A 13,942-nucleotide genomic window follows, 5' to 3' on the forward strand; every position below is an offset into this window, starting at 1 on the left:
GTATCCCGGAGGCCTGCATGCTTTGCAGTGGTATCCGTCCCGCAAACCTGAAAATCCAACAACAAGGTGCCCTATGTCCTTCGCTGCTCCCCGCCGCCTGCTCAAGCCGGCCCTCCTTCTCGTCGTGCTGGCCGTTCTGGCCTGGCTGGCGCATCTGGGTTATCGGGTCTGGCAGTTTGAAACGCTGTTTGCCCCGGAGCGGATCGTCGAGAACTTCCGCAACATGCCCAAGCTGTTCGACACCAACCTGATCCGCAACAGCGGCCCGGTGTTCGAGCTGGAAACGGCGCCGCAGGCACTGCCGCAAGACTTCAGTTTTCAGGGCAAGACGATTGCCATCAGCGACTGGATCAAGCAGTCCGACACGACCGGACTGGTGGTGATGGCCGACAACAAGCTGGTCTTCGAGCAGTATTACCAGGGCAACAGCGCCGAGACGCAGGCGATTTCCTGGTCGGTCGGTAAATCCTTTGTGTCGGCGCTGATCGGCTTCGCCCTGGCCGACGGCTCGATCAAGAACCTGCAGGACCCGGTCGGCCAGTATGTGCCGCTGCTCAAGGACAGCGGCTATGCCGACGTCTCCATTCAGGACGTGCTGGAAATGGCCTCCGGCATCGATTTCGACGAGAACTATGCCGACCCGAAATCCGGCATCAACCAGCTCGGTGAAGAAATCTTCCTCGGTCGTTCGACCAACGAGTGGATCGCCAAACTGCAGAAGGCCGGCCCGCCCGGCAAGGAGCACCATTACATCAGCGTCAATACTCAGGTGCTGGGCATGGTGCTGGAGGCGGCGACCGGCCAGGACCTGGCCAGCTATATGGAGAAGAACCTGTGGTCGCGGCTGGGCAGCGAAGCTGACGCGCGCTGGCTGACCGACGCGCATGGTGCCGAGCTGGGCTTCGGCGGCCTGAATGTGCGCACCCGCGACTACGCGCGCTTCGGCCTGCTGTACCTGAATCAGGGCCGCAACCTGCAGGGCGAACAACTGTTGCCGGCGCAATGGATCAAGGATTCGGTGACCCCGCGCACCGTTTACCTGCAGCCGGGCCGCAGCCGGTTCGAAGGCATCCCGGCGCTGGGTTATGCGTACCAGTTCTGGATTCCGCAGAGCACCGAGGGCGAGTTCATGGCCATCGGCGTGTACGGCCAGTTCATCTATGTGAACCCGACGCGGCAGGTGGTGATTGCCAAGAACTCGGCCTATGCCAACTACAACGTTGACGGCGACCGCATGGAATACGAGGCCATCGAGGCCTTCCGTGCGATTGCCCGGCAGGTGGGCAAAGGCGGCGCCTGACGCCAGCGCAAGCAGTCACTGCGCGGCGGACAGGGCCTCGCGCAGGGCCTGTGGCAGCGGTACCGGTTGCCGGCTTTCGGGATCGACGCAGACCTGGGTGAGGCTCGCGCGGAAGGTCACGTTGCCTGCCGCGTTGCGCGCCACCAGCAGAAACGTGAAGGAACTGGTTCCCGCGGGCTGGTGGCTGACCTGGATGTCGATCACATCATCCCAGGTCATGGTGCTGAGGAATTCGATCGACAGCGCCCGCGCCGGCGGCATGACGCCCATCCGGGAAATCTGGCGCAGCCCCGAGCCGCCCAGCAGATGCGTCAGGTATTCCTGCACCGCCTCCACCACGAAGTAGCCAACCCGCGGGGTGAAGATGATTCCCGCCGGGTCGCAGTCGCCGAAGAGGATGGTGCGCTTGGTTACAAAATCCATGAAATGTCGCCTTGCTCAGATGTTCGCTCAACCCGCCTGCCGGGTGCTCAGGACAACCATACCAGCAGCAGCCCGACAGCGGCCGGAACAGCCTGGATAAACAGAATCTTGCGGCTGGCGGTGGCCGCGCCATACAGGCCCGCCACCAGCACGCAGCTGAGAAAGAACACTTTCACGTCGCTGCCTTGTGCGCCGAGGAGCAGGCCCCAGAACAATCCGGCCGCGAGAAAGCCGTTGTACAGCCCCTGGTTGGCGGCCAGCACCTTGCTCGCGGTGGCGGCTTCCAGCGTTTGACCAAAGGCCTTCAAACCTGCGGGCTTGTCCCAGAGGAACATTTCCAGCACCAGAAAATACACATGCAGCAGGGCGACGAGGGTGACGACCAGATTGCTCAGGATGGACATGCGGGCTCCTTGCTCGGGCCGGGTGAGAGCGGGGTGGACGCGGAAGCTTAGAGCGGCTGGCGCCGGTTTGTACACTCCGGCAAACGTGCGGCACGCGGCATTGCGCAGCCAGGCCCCGCGGGTATTTTCAAGGCGCTGTACGAGTTAAGTGTTGGCGGCAACCCGTAGGGAGGGCGTAGGGTGGGCTTCAGCCCACCTTACGCCTACCAAAAGCGCATTCAACCAAACCCGTTCAATCCAGCCAGGCACGCCCTTGCAGCTCCAGCAGGCTGTGCGCCTGCTCCGGGCCGTTGCTGCCGGCCGGGTAGGGGCGCGGGCTCTGGTAGGTCTCCTGCCAGCCGCGGATGATCGGGTCGATCCAGCTCCAGGCCGCTTCCACTTCGTCCCTGCGCATAAACAGCGTCGAGTCGCCTTCGATGACGTCCAGCAGCAGGCGTTCGTAGGCGTCCCAGCGGCGGTTCTGCGGGGCGATATGGGCCATGTTCAGGTCCAGTTCGATCGGCGTCAGGCGCATGCCCTTGCCCGGGCTCTTGCCCATCAGCTGCAGGCTGATGCGTTCTTCCGGCTGCAGGCGAATGATCAGCCGGTTGGCCTGGCTGCCTTCGAACAGGCGGTGCGGCACAGGCTTGAACTGGATGACGATTTCCGAGCGCTTCTGCGCCATGCGCTTGCCGGTGCGCAGGTAGAAGGGCACGCCGGCCCAGCGCCAGTTGTCGATCTCGGCCTGCACGGCGACGAAGGTTTCGGTGTCGCTGTCGTTGTCGACGTGCTTCTCGAAGTAGTAGGCCGGCACGTCGTGCCCGCCGATGGTGCCGGCGCCGTACTGGCCGCGCACGGTCTTGTCCTGCACGTCGAGGCCGCTGATCGGCTTCAGCGCCTGGAGGATCTTGACCTTCTCGTTGCGCACCGCTTCGGCGTCGAAGCGCACCGGCGCTTCCATGGCCACCAGGCACAGCAGCTGCAGCAGGTGGTTCTGCAGCATGTCGCGCATGGCCCCGGATTCCTCGTAGTAGGCGCCGCGATTCTCCACGCCGAGGGTCTCGTTGACGCTGATCTGCACGTGGTCGATGTGCCCGGCACGCCACACCGGTTCGAACAGGGCGTTGGCAAAGCGCAGGGCCATCAGGTTCTGCACGGTTTCCTTGCCGAGGAAGTGGTCGATGCGGAACACCTGGGCTTCGCTGAACACCTGGCCCAGCGCGTCGTTCACCGCGCGCGCCGAGGCCAGCGAGTGGCCGATCGGCTTTTCCACCACGATCCGCGTGTTGGCCCCGGCCAGCCCGGCGATCGACAGGTTGGCGCTGATGCTGGCGACCAGGTCCGGGGCGGTGGCCAGGTAGTAGATGCGCTGGCGCGGGCCGAGCTTGCCCAGCGAACTGTTGAGCCGGCCGAAGTCGGCGCTTTGCGTGAGGTCCATGGGGAAGTAGTCGAGGCGCTCGGCGAAGCGGCTCCAGACCAGCGGATCGAAGTCGCCGGGGGCGACCTGGATGCGGCAATGGCGTTCGGCCAGGCGGCAGTATTCGGCCCGGCTCAGGCGATTGCGCGCGGCGGCGAGGATGCGCATGTCGGCCGCCAGGCGACCGTCACGGTGCAGGTGGTAGAGCGCCGGCAGCAGCTTGTGCAGGGCCAGGTCGCCGGTACCGCCGAACACCAGCATGTCACAGGGGGTAGGCAAATCAGGGCTCTCCGGGGGGTTTTGAGTGCGGTGGCGATACGCATGTAGTATAACTACAGGCGCACTACATCTGCCCCGATCATAACCGAGTTATTGCCCGTGAACCTCTTGCAACACATCGCCCAGTCCCGTCATTTGCTGCGCAAGTCGGAAATCAAGGTAGCCGAGCACGTGCTGCTCGATCCGGCGTCGGTCATGCACAGCTCGATGGCCGACCTGGCCCATGAGGTCGGCATCAGCGAGCCGACCATCGTGCGCTTTTGCCGCGCCATCGGCTGCAGCGGCTTCCAGGACCTCAAGCTCAAGCTGGCGCAGAGCCTGGCCGCCGGCGCCAGCTTCGGCCAGTTCGCCATCCACGAGGACGACTCGGTGGCCGACTACAGCCTGAAGATCTTCGACACCACCCTGCACACCCTGATGGAGGTGCGCGAGCGCCTGGACACCCAGGCCCTGCAGAAGGCCATCAACGCGATTGCCAGCGCCCAGCGCATCGAGTTCTACGGCTTTGGCGCGTCCGGCGCGGTGGCCGCGGATGCCCAGCACAAGTTCTTCCGCCTGTTGCTGACCGCGGCGGCCTACTCCGACCCGCACATGCAGGCGATGTCGGCGGTGACGCTGAAGCCCAGTGACGTGGCCATCTGCATTTCCCAGTCGGGGCGCAGCAAGGACCTGCTGATCACCGCCAACCTGGTGCGCGAAACCGGCGCCACGCTGATCACCCTGTGCCCGAGCCAGACCCCGCTGGCCGACCTGGCCACGGTCAACCTGGCGATCGACGTGCAGGAAGACACCGAGATCTACACCCCGCTGACCTCGCGCATCGCCCACCTGGTGGTGATCGACGTGCTGGCAATGGGCGTGGCCATGTCGCGGGGCCCGGACCTGGTCAACCACCTGAAGAGCGTCAAGCGCAGCCTGCGCAACCTGCGCCTGTCGCCGAAGACGGTGAAGGCGCAGGACGAGTAGGGCGGCAGGGCGCTCCCGCAGCCGCCCGGTCAACAGATCTTCATCGGGCTGACGGCAAACTGTCATGCCCGTGCGTCAGGCTGGTGCTCCCTGAAGACTACCCGGGAGCAGTGCCATGTCAGTTCGTCACGCAGAGTCCGCGCTGGACAAGAAAACCCGTATCCGCCTCGAAGACCAACGCCGCATGGCCTACCGCCGGGCCATCGAGGAACGCGTCGAAATGCGCCGCATCGAGCTGGAGCTGGACGCCAGCCTCGGGCGGCTGGTCGGCGCCTACCTCAGCCTGGGGTTGGCGCCGCTCCGCTGAAGCGTGCCCCCAGCCGGTCGATCAGCGCGCGTTCGCTGCGAATAAAGCCGATAAAGGCCTGCGCCACCGGCGACAGGCGCTTGTTGCGCGGGTGCACCACGCACCAGCTGCGGTACAGCGGCAGTTCCTGTACCGGCAGTTCGCACAGGCGTCCGCCGCCCAGCTCCATGCTCACCGCGTGGCGCGGCAGCAGGGCCAGGCCGAGCCCGGCCAATACTGCCTCGCGCTGCGCCTCGAGCGAGCCCAGCTCCATGCTCTGGGCAAAGTGCGCGCGCTTCTGGTGGCAGTATTCCTCGCAGGCCTTGCGCGTGCCGGAGCCCTGCTCGCGCACCAGCAGCGGCCAGCCGGTCAGGTCCTGCAGGGTCAGCGCGGGCTGCTGGCACAGCGGGTGATCGGGGCGCGCCACGGCGACGATCGGGTTGTTGAGGAACGGCAGGAACTCCAGGGCCATGTCCTGCGGCACCTGCGACATGATCAGCAGGTCGTCGCGGTTGACGCTCAGGCGCTTGATCGCCTGGGCATGGTTGACCACCGTCAGTTGCAGGCTGACTTCCGGATGCTGCTGGCGGAAGGCGGCAAACAGGTGCGGGGTGAAGTACTTGGCGCTGGACTCCACCGCCAGGCTGAGCTGGCCCTGCAAGGTGCCCCGCAGGTCGGCCAGCTGCATGTCGAGGCTGTCGAGGCGGGCGAAGATGTCCTCGCCGGCCTTGAGCAGTGTCTCGGCGGCCGCGGTCAGGTAGAGCTTCTTGCCGACATAGTCGAACAGTGGCTGGCCGAGCAACTCTTCCAGCTGGCGAATCTGCAGGCTGACGGCCGGCTGGGAGAGCGCCATTTCTTCTGCCGCGCGGCTGTAGGACAGGCTGGTGCACACCGCGCGGAATATCTGCAGCTGGCGAAAGGTGATACGCAGCAAGGACTTGCGCATGGCGGCGGGCAACTCTTGAGGGCTACCGGGCCAACTATAAGCCTTTACTTATGGCTAACCCAATAATTATTGATTTTCGTTAATCGACAGCAGCGACTAAGGTAATTCACCTGACCAGCCATGCCTTGCCGGTCACCTGTCGACCGGTGCGTCCGGTTGCCTGCCCACTGATCGAGGAGGTCGTCCGTGATCAAGAAAATCCTGATAGCCAACCGTGGCGAGATTGCCGTCCGCATCGTGCGCGCCTGCGCCGAGATGGGTGTGCGCTCGGTAGCGGTCTATTCGGAAGCCGACCGGCATGCGCTGCACGTCAAGCGCGCCGATGAAGCCCACTGCCTCGGCCCGGAGCCGCTGGCCGGTTACCTGAACCCGCGCAAGCTGGTCAGCCTGGCGGTGGAGACCGGCTGCGATGCGCTGCATCCCGGCTATGGCTTTCTCTCCGAGAACGCCGAGCTGGCGGAGATCTGCGCCGAGCAGGGGATCAAGTTCATCGGCCCGAGCGCCGAGGTGATCCGCCGCATGGGCGACAAGACCGAGGCGCGGCGCAGCATGATCAAGGCCGGGGTGCCAGTCACGCCGGGCACCGAAGGCAATGTGGCGGATATCGAAGAAGCGCTGCGCGAAGGCGAGCGCATCGGCTACCCGGTGATGCTCAAGGCCACGTCCGGTGGCGGCGGCCGCGGCATTCGCCGCTGCAACTCGCGGGAGGAGCTGGAACAGGCGTTTCCACGGGTAATCTCCGAGGCAACCAAGGCCTTCGGTCGCGCCGAGGTGTTCCTGGAAAAGTGCATCGTCAATCCCAAGCACATCGAGGCACAGATCCTCGGTGACAGCTTCGGCAACGTGGTGCACCTGTTCGAGCGCGACTGCTCGATCCAGCGCCGCAACCAGAAACTGATCGAGATCGCCCCCAGCCCGCAGCTGACCCCCGAGCAGCGCGCCTACATCGGCGACCTGGCCGTCAGGGCCGCGAAAGCGGTGGGCTACGAGAACGCCGGCACCGTGGAGTTCCTGCTGGCCGAGGGCGAGGTGTACTTCATGGAGATGAACACCCGGGTGCAGGTGGAACACACCATCAGCGAGGAAATCACCGGGCTGGACATCGTCCGCGAACAGATCCGCATCGCCTCCGGCCTGCCGTTGTCGGTGCAGCAGAGCGACATCATCCACCGTGGCTTCGCCCTGCAGTTCCGCATCAATGCCGAAGACCCGAAGAACAACTTCCTGCCCTCGTTCGGCAAGATCACCCGCTATTACGCGCCGGGCGGTCCCGGGGTGCGCACCGACACGGCGATCTATACCGGCTACACCATTCCGCCGTACTACGACTCGATGTGCCTGAAGCTGATCGTCTGGGCGCTGACCTGGGAAGAAGCGCTCGACCGTGGCCTGCGCGCGCTGGACGACATGCGCGTGCAGGGGGTGAAGACCACCGCGGCCTACTACCAGGAAATCCTCCGTGACCCGGATTTCCGCAGCGGGCAGTTCAATACCAGCTACGTCGACAGCCATCCGCAGCTGCTCGACTATTCGATCAAGCGCGACCCGTCGCAGCTGGCGGTGGCCATCGCCACTGCCATCGCCGCCCACGCCGGCCTTTAAGGGAAGGAAGCAAGACATGAGCAAGAAAATCAGCGTTACCGATACCGTCCTGCGCGATGCCCACCAGTCCCTGCTGGCCACCCGCATGCGCACCGAGGACATGCTGCCGATTTGCGCCAAGCTCGATCAGGTTGGCTACTGGTCGCTGGAAGTCTGGGGCGGTGCCACCTTCGACGCCTGCGTGCGCTTCCTCAAGGAAGACCCGTGGGAGCGCCTGCGCCTGCTCAAGGCCGCGCTGCCCAACACCCGCCTGCAGATGCTCCTGCGCGGGCAGAACCTGCTCGGCTACCGCCACTACAGCGATGACGTGGTGCGTGCCTTCGTCGCCAAGGCGGCGGTCAATGGCATCGACGTGTTCCGCATCTTCGACGCGATGAACGACGTGCGTAACCTGCGCGTGGCCATCGAGGCGGTGAAGGCCGCCGGCAAGCATGCCCAGGGCACCCTCTGCTACACCACCAGCCCGGTGCACACCACCGCTGCGTTCGTCGAGCAAGCCAAGGCCATGGCGGCCATGGGCGTCGACTCGATCGCGATCAAGGACATGGCCGGGCTGCTCACCCCCTATGCCACCGGCGAGCTGGTCAAGGCGCTGAAAGACACCCTCAGCCTGCCGGTGGTGATCCACTCGCACGATACCGCCGGGCTGGCGTCGATGTGCCAGCTCAAGGCCATCGAGAACGGTGCCGACCGCATCGACACGGCCATTTCCAGCATGGCCTGGGGCACCAGCCATCCGGGTACCGAGTCGATGGTTGCCGCGCTCAAGGGCAGCGAGTACGACACCGGCCTGGACCTGGAACTGATCCAGGAGATTGGCCTGTACTTCTACGGCGTGCGCAAGAAGTACCACCAGTTCGAGAGCGAGTTCACCGCGGTGGATACCCGTGTGCAGGTCAACCAGGTGCCGGGCGGGATGATGTCCAACCTGGCCAACCAGCTGAAGGAGCAGGGTGCGCTGCACCGCATCAACGAAGTGTTCGCCGAGATTCCGCGGGTCCGCGAAGACCTCGGGTACCCGCCGCTGGTCACCCCGACCTCGCAGATCGTCGGCACCCAGGCGGTGTTCAACGTACTGGCCGGCGAGCGCTACAAGACCATCACCAACGAGGTGAAGCTGTACCTGCAGGGTCGCTATGGCAAGGCCGCCGGGACGATCAACGAGACCCTGCGCGCTCAGGCCATCGGCAGCGAGGAAGTCATCGACGTGCGCCCGGCCGACCTGCTCAAGCCGGAGATGGACCGGCTGCGCGAAGAAGTCGGCAGCCTGGCGCAGAGCGAAGAGGACGTCCTGACCTACGCCATGTTCCCCGATATCGGGCGCAAGTTCCTCGAGGAGCGCGCCGCCGGCACGCTAAAGCCGGAAGCCTTGTTGCCACTGCCGGTGCCGGGTGCTCCCGCGGCCGCCGGCAGCGAAGGGGTGCCGACCGAGTTCGTGGTCGACGTGCACGGCGAAACCTACCGGGTCGACATCACCGGCGTCGGCGTGAAGACCGATGGCAAGCGGCACTTCTACCTGTCCATCGACGGCATGCCGGAAGAGGTGGTGTTCGAGCCACTCAACCAGTTCGTCAGCGGTGGCGGTAACAAGCGTAAGCAGGCCAGCGCGCCGGGCGACGTCAGCACCAGCATGCCGGGCAACATTGTCGACGTGCTGGTCAAGGTCGGCGAGGTGGTCAAGGCCGGGCAGGCCCTGCTGATCAGCGAGGCGATGAAGATGGAAACCGAAGTGCCGGCACCGATCGCCGGTACCGTCAAGGCGGTGCACGTGGCCAAGGGCGACCGGGTCAATCCGGGCGATGTGCTGGTAGAGATCGAGGGCTGAACCTAAGGCGTAGGGTGGGCTTTAGCCCACCCTACGCTGGGTCGCTGTAACAGATTTTCCCCTCCCGCTGGCGGAGGGCGCGCGTCGGCTACCGCCGGTGCACGATGCTTGGGTTGAACCGGCCCGGGTTGCCGCCCCTGTCCCACAAGGACAGGGCTTTGGAATTCCATGGAGTTAGAGAATGGGGCTAGATCCGGTCGTACTCTTCTTTATCTTCGGCCTGCTCGCCGGGTTGCTGAAAAGCGAACTGAAGCTGCCGCCGGCGCTGTATGAAACGCTGTCGATCCTGTTGCTGCTGGCCATCGGCCTGCACGGTGGCGTCGAGCTGGCCGAGCAGGCCAGTGTGCAGCTGCTCGGTCAGGTCGGGCTGGTGCTGGCGCTGGGCGTCCTTTTGCCGGTACTGGCCTTCGGCCTGTTGCGCGCGCTGCGCTTTGACCGCATCAACGCCGCTGCCGTGGCGGCACACTACGGCTCGGTGAGTGCCGGTACCTTTGCCGTGGTGGTGGCCTTCATGGTCTCGCGCGGCATCGATTTCGAGAGTTACATGCCACTCTTCGTGGCCATCCTGGAAATCCCGGCGATTCTGGTCGGCATCGTGCTGGCCAAGGGCATCAGCCGGGATACCCACTGGAAGGAGCTGGGCCGCGAAATCTTCCTCGGCAAAAGCATCATGCTGCTGCTCGGCGGCCTGCTGATCGGCGCCATCGCCGGCAAGGAAGGCATCAAGCCGCTGGAGCCGCTGTACACCAGCATGTTCAAGCCGGTGCTGGCGTTCTTCCTGCTGGAAATGGGCCTGATTGCCTCCGGCCAGCTCGGCGCGCTCCGGCAGTTCGGCCTGCGCCTGCTCGGTTTTGCCCTGTTGATGCCGTTGCTCGGCGCATTGATTGGCGGGTTGCTGGCGCGCTTCATGGGTTTGTCGCTGGGCGGTACTGCCATGCTGGCGACGCTGGCGGCCAGTGCCTCCTATATTGCGGTGCCGGCGGCCCTGCGCCTGGCGTTGCCCGAGGCCAATCCGTCGCTGTCGCTGACCGCTTCGCTGGGCATCACCTTTCCGTTCAACATCCTGATCGGCATCCCGCTGTACCTGGCGCTGGCCGAACAGCTGATTGCCTGGGGGCTCTGACATGCCGGCGCATACCCGTACCCTGCTCACCGTGATCTGCGAAGCCGCGCTGGAGAAGAAACTGCTGGTCGACCTCGAGCAGCTCGGCGCCCCCGGCTGGACCCTTTCCGATGCCCGCGGCCGTGGCGGCCGCGGCGTGCGCAGCGCCGGCTGGGACACTGAGGGCAATATCCGCCTGGAGATCATCTGCGGCGCCGAATTGGCCGAGCGCATTGCCGCCCACCTGCAGCAGCGCTACTACGCCAATTACGCGATGGTCTGTTACTTGTCACAGGTGCAGGTGCTGCGCCCGGAGAAGTTCTGAGCGGCCGGATGGCGCCTGTGGCAGGGCAAATACTGATCTGCGGCAGCTAAATTGCGCTTTCCGCCATCCCGGCCTTGGCATGGCACTGTGCGGCTGGCTAGGCTCCGGGGAGTGCACACGGCTGCCGTGCTTCGTTGCCATCGCTGGCCGTTGCCCTCCACGCCTCGGCAAAGGGTGCAGACAGTGTTCCCACAGGGGTTGCATGCATGGAAAACCAGACCGCGGAAACGCCAAAACCGGATGCCTACAACTACCTGCAGCAACTTTACGAGCAGGGCGGCTCGGACCTGTTTCTGAGTGTCGGCACCTGCGCGCAGATCAAGGTCGAGGGCATCACCCGGCCGCTCAACGAGTACCGCCTGCGCCCCGGCGAAGTGCAGCTGATGGCCTATCAGCTGATGAACCAGCGGCAGATCGCCGAGTTCGAGCGCGACCTGGAAATGAACCTGGCGGTGAGCGTCTCGACCAGCGCGCGCTTTCGCATCAATGTCTACTACCAGCGTGGCGAAGTGTCGATGGCGGTGCGCCTGATCCAGAGCCGGATCCCCTCGATCATCGAGCTGGGCCTGCCGGCGCAGCTGCAGAAACTGGCCATGCTCGATCGCGGCCTGGTGCTGGTGGTGGGCGCTGCCGGTTCGGGCAAGTCGACCACCCTGGCGGCCATGCTCGATCACCGCAACCAGCACAAGTCCGGGCATATCATCTGCATCGAGGACCCGATCGAATACATCCACCAGCACAAGCTGTCGGTGATCGACCAGCGCGAAGTCGGGCTGGATACCCACAGCTTCTCCGCGGCCCTGCGCAACGTCCTGCGCGAGGCGCCGGATGTGATCATGCTCGGCGAGATCCGCGACCTCGACACCATGCAGAATGCCTTGCACTACGCCGAGACCGGCCACCTGTGCCTGGCGACCCTGCACGCTACCTCCACCACCCATGCGCTGGAACGCATCGTGCGCTTCTTCCCCGAGGATGCCCGCCACCAGGTGCTGGCGGACCTGGCGCAGAACCTGCTGGCGATCGTCGGCCAGCGCCTGATCCCGGCGGTCAACCAGCGGCGCGCGGTGGCCGTGGAGCTGATGCTGGCCACCGCGCACATCCGCGACCTGATCCAGCGCGACCTGCTCGACGACTTGCGCGAGGCCATCGGCCGCGCCCAGGAGCAGGGCCTGCAGACCTTCGACCAGCACCTGTTCCTGCTCTACCAGGCCGGCAAGATCTCCATCGAGGAAGCCCTGCGGCATGCCGACTCGCGTACCGACCTGACCCTGCGCATCAAGCTGGGCAAGCAGGTCAGCGGCAATGACCTACCCTTTCATATGCAGGATTCGCGCTAGCGGCATTCGCGCAGGCGCGGCAACCCGGGGAGCAGGAGGCACAATCCCGCAGGAGAGGCCCATGTACCCCGATACCCGCACCCTGATCCTCGGCATGGCGATCAGTTGCTGTTTCCTGGTACTGGTGCTGGCCACCCTGTGGCGCCAGCAGGGCCGCGCGATCGGCGGGCTGGGTGAATGGAGCCTGGCCTACCTGCAGATTGCCCTGTGGTCGGCCCTGACCGTCAGTTTTCCCGAGTGGGTACAGTTATGGGTCCCGGCTATTTGCCTGGCTCTGAGCATGGTCATCGCGCATCTGCTGATCTATGAGGGGCTGCGGCGCTTTCTGCTGCTCCGCCGCGACTACCGCCTGAGCATTACCCTGCTGCTGGCCAGCTTCGCCGGCATGCTGCTGGCGAGCGCCCTGGAGAGCTCCGCGCTGCGCTTTTTGTCAGCCTCGACGACGATCCTGCTCAGCTACCTGCTGGTCCTGCGCGCGATTCGCCGGAGCAACCAGCATCTGGTTGCCAGCGGTGTGTTCACCCTGCTTGCGCTGATCATGACCCTGGCCTTCCTGTTGCGCCTGGCCAGCATCCTGGGCGGCGAGCGGGATATTTCCGTGTACGCGCTGAGCGAGATGCAGCAGTTCGTCACCCTGGTATTTGCTTTGCTGGTGCCGATGGCCGGGATGTCGCTGGTGCTGATGGTCAACGAGCGGGTGCAGCAGCGTCTGAACGAGCAGGCGACCCGCGATGCCCTTACCGGCATCTTCAACCGCCGGGCCTTTCTCGCTGCCGCCGAAGTGGAGCTGGAACGCAGCCGGCGCTATGGCACCTCACTGGGGCTGGTGCAGATCGATCTGGACCATTTCAAGCGGGTCAATGACACCTACGGCCACCAGGCCGGTGACCGCGTGCTGGTCGATTTCGCCGCGCGGGTCTCGGCGTTGCTGCGCGCCACCGATGTGTTCGGGCGCATGGGCGGCGAGGAGTTCATCCTGCTGTTGCCGCAGACCGGTCTCGACGAGTCGCTGCAGGTCGCCGAGCGGATCCGCAGCAGCCTGGCCGAAGCGCAGATCCAGCCGGCCTATACCGCCAGCTTCGGTGTGGCCACGGCGGCCGGTGGTGCGCCGGCGATCGAGATCCTCATCGGCAACGCAGATGCGGCGCTGTACCGGGCCAAGAGCAACGGCCGCAACCGCGTCGAGTTCACCCCGGCACCCTAGTAAGTCGCTGGCGTGCCTTGCCGGCGCGGCCCGCTGCCGCGATCAGCCCAGCGCCAGCGCGGCGTTGATGGTCAGGCCGACCAGCAGCAGCGAGGACAGCACGAACAGGGCGAAGCGCAGTTCGATCTTGTTGATCAGCACCTGCACCAGGCTGTGCACCACGCGCAGGCCCACATAGCCCCAGGCCAGCGCCAGGTTGATCCCGCCACCTTCGCCCTGCAGCGCCAGCACCAGGCTGATGGCATAGAACAGGGTCGGCTGTTCCATCAGGTGGTTGTAGTTGTCGGCCTTCCAGCGCACGGCGGCCGGCAGCAGGTTCATCTGCTCGCCGCGCGGGGCATCCGGATCGAGCTTCATATGGGCCCGGCGGACAGCCGGGATGCGGGTGATGTACATCCACAGCCAGATCAGCATGGACCAGGCGACCAGGGCAACGATGGGGGCGAGGATCGGGCTGGAGACGAACATGGAATAACTCCTGGTTGGGTGGGTGTGGCTCAGGCAAAGGCTTGCCGGGAGGGGGCAGTCTGCTGTCGGCCTCCGC

At 65.1% G+C, this 13,942-nt stretch carries 14 protein-coding genes; 9 read left to right on the forward strand and 5 right to left on the reverse strand.

The genetic code is table 11. The features are described from left to right. Window positions 1–73 precede the first annotated feature (73 nt). The gene (locus tag ISX93_RS02490) at window positions 74–1,300 is read left to right on the forward strand and encodes a serine hydrolase domain-containing protein (protein ID WP_195777100.1); all 1,227 of its coding nucleotides are present in this window, start codon (window positions 74–76) and stop codon (window positions 1,298–1,300) included. Between the two features lie 15 nt (window positions 1,301–1,315). On the opposite strand, the gene ISX93_RS02495 is transcribed toward ISX93_RS02490, so the two are convergent. From ISX93_RS02495 to zwf, 3 genes are all read right to left on the reverse strand, one after another. Further along, entirely contained in the window at window positions 1,316–1,723 is a 408-nt protein-coding gene (locus ISX93_RS02495) for an acyl-CoA thioesterase (protein ID WP_195777101.1), read from the reverse strand. Between the two features lie 47 nt (window positions 1,724–1,770). Further along, window positions 1,771–2,127: a DUF1304 domain-containing protein gene (locus tag ISX93_RS02500; RefSeq protein WP_195777102.1), complete on the reverse strand. Its 357-nt coding sequence runs from the start codon at window positions 2,125–2,127 to the stop codon at window positions 1,771–1,773. A gap of 232 nt (window positions 2,128–2,359) precedes the next feature. Then, window positions 2,360–3,784: a glucose-6-phosphate dehydrogenase gene (gene zwf, locus ISX93_RS02505; protein WP_219840978.1), complete on the reverse strand. Its 1,425-nt coding sequence runs from the start codon at window positions 3,782–3,784 to the stop codon at window positions 2,360–2,362. Window positions 3,785–3,901: 117 nt separating this feature from the next. Between zwf and hexR the strand changes: the two genes are divergently transcribed. Further along, window positions 3,902–4,768: a transcriptional regulator HexR gene (gene hexR / locus ISX93_RS02510; protein ID WP_195777104.1), complete on the forward strand. Its 867-nt coding sequence runs from the start codon at window positions 3,902–3,904 to the stop codon at window positions 4,766–4,768. Between the two features lie 115 nt (window positions 4,769–4,883). Then, window positions 4,884–5,075, forward strand: a complete 192-nt coding sequence (locus ISX93_RS02515) for a transcriptional regulator (RefSeq protein WP_195777105.1) — start codon at window positions 4,884–4,886, stop codon at window positions 5,073–5,075. Here the strand turns inward: ISX93_RS02515 and ISX93_RS02520 are convergent. Then, on the reverse strand, window positions 5,047–6,000 hold the full coding sequence (locus tag ISX93_RS02520; RefSeq protein ID WP_308705273.1) for a LysR family transcriptional regulator: 954 nt from the start codon (window positions 5,998–6,000) through the stop codon (window positions 5,047–5,049). The two genes, ISX93_RS02515 and ISX93_RS02520, sit on opposite strands and share 29 nt — an antisense overlap. A 186-nt stretch (window positions 6,001–6,186) precedes the next feature. Between ISX93_RS02520 and ISX93_RS02525 the strand changes: the two genes are divergently transcribed. The 6 genes from ISX93_RS02525 to ISX93_RS02550 all read left to right on the forward strand — a co-directional run bounded on the left by ISX93_RS02525 (window position 6,187) and on the right by ISX93_RS02550 (window position 13,398). After that, window positions 6,187–7,602 carry an acetyl-CoA carboxylase biotin carboxylase subunit gene (locus tag ISX93_RS02525; protein ID WP_195777106.1) on the forward strand — a complete coding sequence of 472 codons (1,416 nt, stop codon included), beginning with the start codon at window positions 6,187–6,189 and terminating at the stop codon, window positions 7,600–7,602. Between the two features lie 16 nt (window positions 7,603–7,618). Continuing rightward, entirely contained in the window at window positions 7,619–9,427 is a 1,809-nt protein-coding gene (oadA, locus tag ISX93_RS02530; protein ID WP_195777107.1) for a sodium-extruding oxaloacetate decarboxylase subunit alpha, read from the forward strand. Between the two features lie 181 nt (window positions 9,428–9,608). Then, window positions 9,609–10,550: a sodium-dependent bicarbonate transport family permease gene (locus tag ISX93_RS02535; RefSeq protein WP_195777108.1), complete on the forward strand. Its 942-nt coding sequence runs from the start codon at window positions 9,609–9,611 to the stop codon at window positions 10,548–10,550. 1 nt (window position 10,551) lies between these two features. Continuing rightward, window positions 10,552–10,854 (forward strand): P-II family nitrogen regulator, encoded by a 303-nt coding sequence (locus ISX93_RS02540; RefSeq protein WP_195777109.1) that lies wholly within the window; start codon window positions 10,552–10,554, stop codon window positions 10,852–10,854. 206 nt (window positions 10,855–11,060) lie between these two features. Then, entirely contained in the window at window positions 11,061–12,194 is a 1,134-nt protein-coding gene (locus tag ISX93_RS02545) for a PilT/PilU family type 4a pilus ATPase (RefSeq protein WP_195777110.1), read from the forward strand. Between the two features lie 61 nt (window positions 12,195–12,255). Continuing rightward, on the forward strand, window positions 12,256–13,398 hold the full coding sequence (locus ISX93_RS02550; protein WP_195777111.1) for a GGDEF domain-containing protein: 1,143 nt from the start codon (window positions 12,256–12,258) through the stop codon (window positions 13,396–13,398). Between the two features lie 42 nt (window positions 13,399–13,440). Here ISX93_RS02550 and ISX93_RS02555 read toward each other — a convergent pair whose 3' ends face one another. Next, window positions 13,441–13,866: an MAPEG family protein gene (locus ISX93_RS02555; RefSeq protein ID WP_195777112.1), complete on the reverse strand. Its 426-nt coding sequence runs from the start codon at window positions 13,864–13,866 to the stop codon at window positions 13,441–13,443. Window positions 13,867–13,942: the final 76 nt, after the last annotated feature.

Origin of the sequence: Pseudomonas sp. N040 (assembly GCF_015637705.1) — a bacterium.
GTDB lineage: Bacteria > Pseudomonadota > Gammaproteobacteria > Pseudomonadales > Pseudomonadaceae > Aquipseudomonas.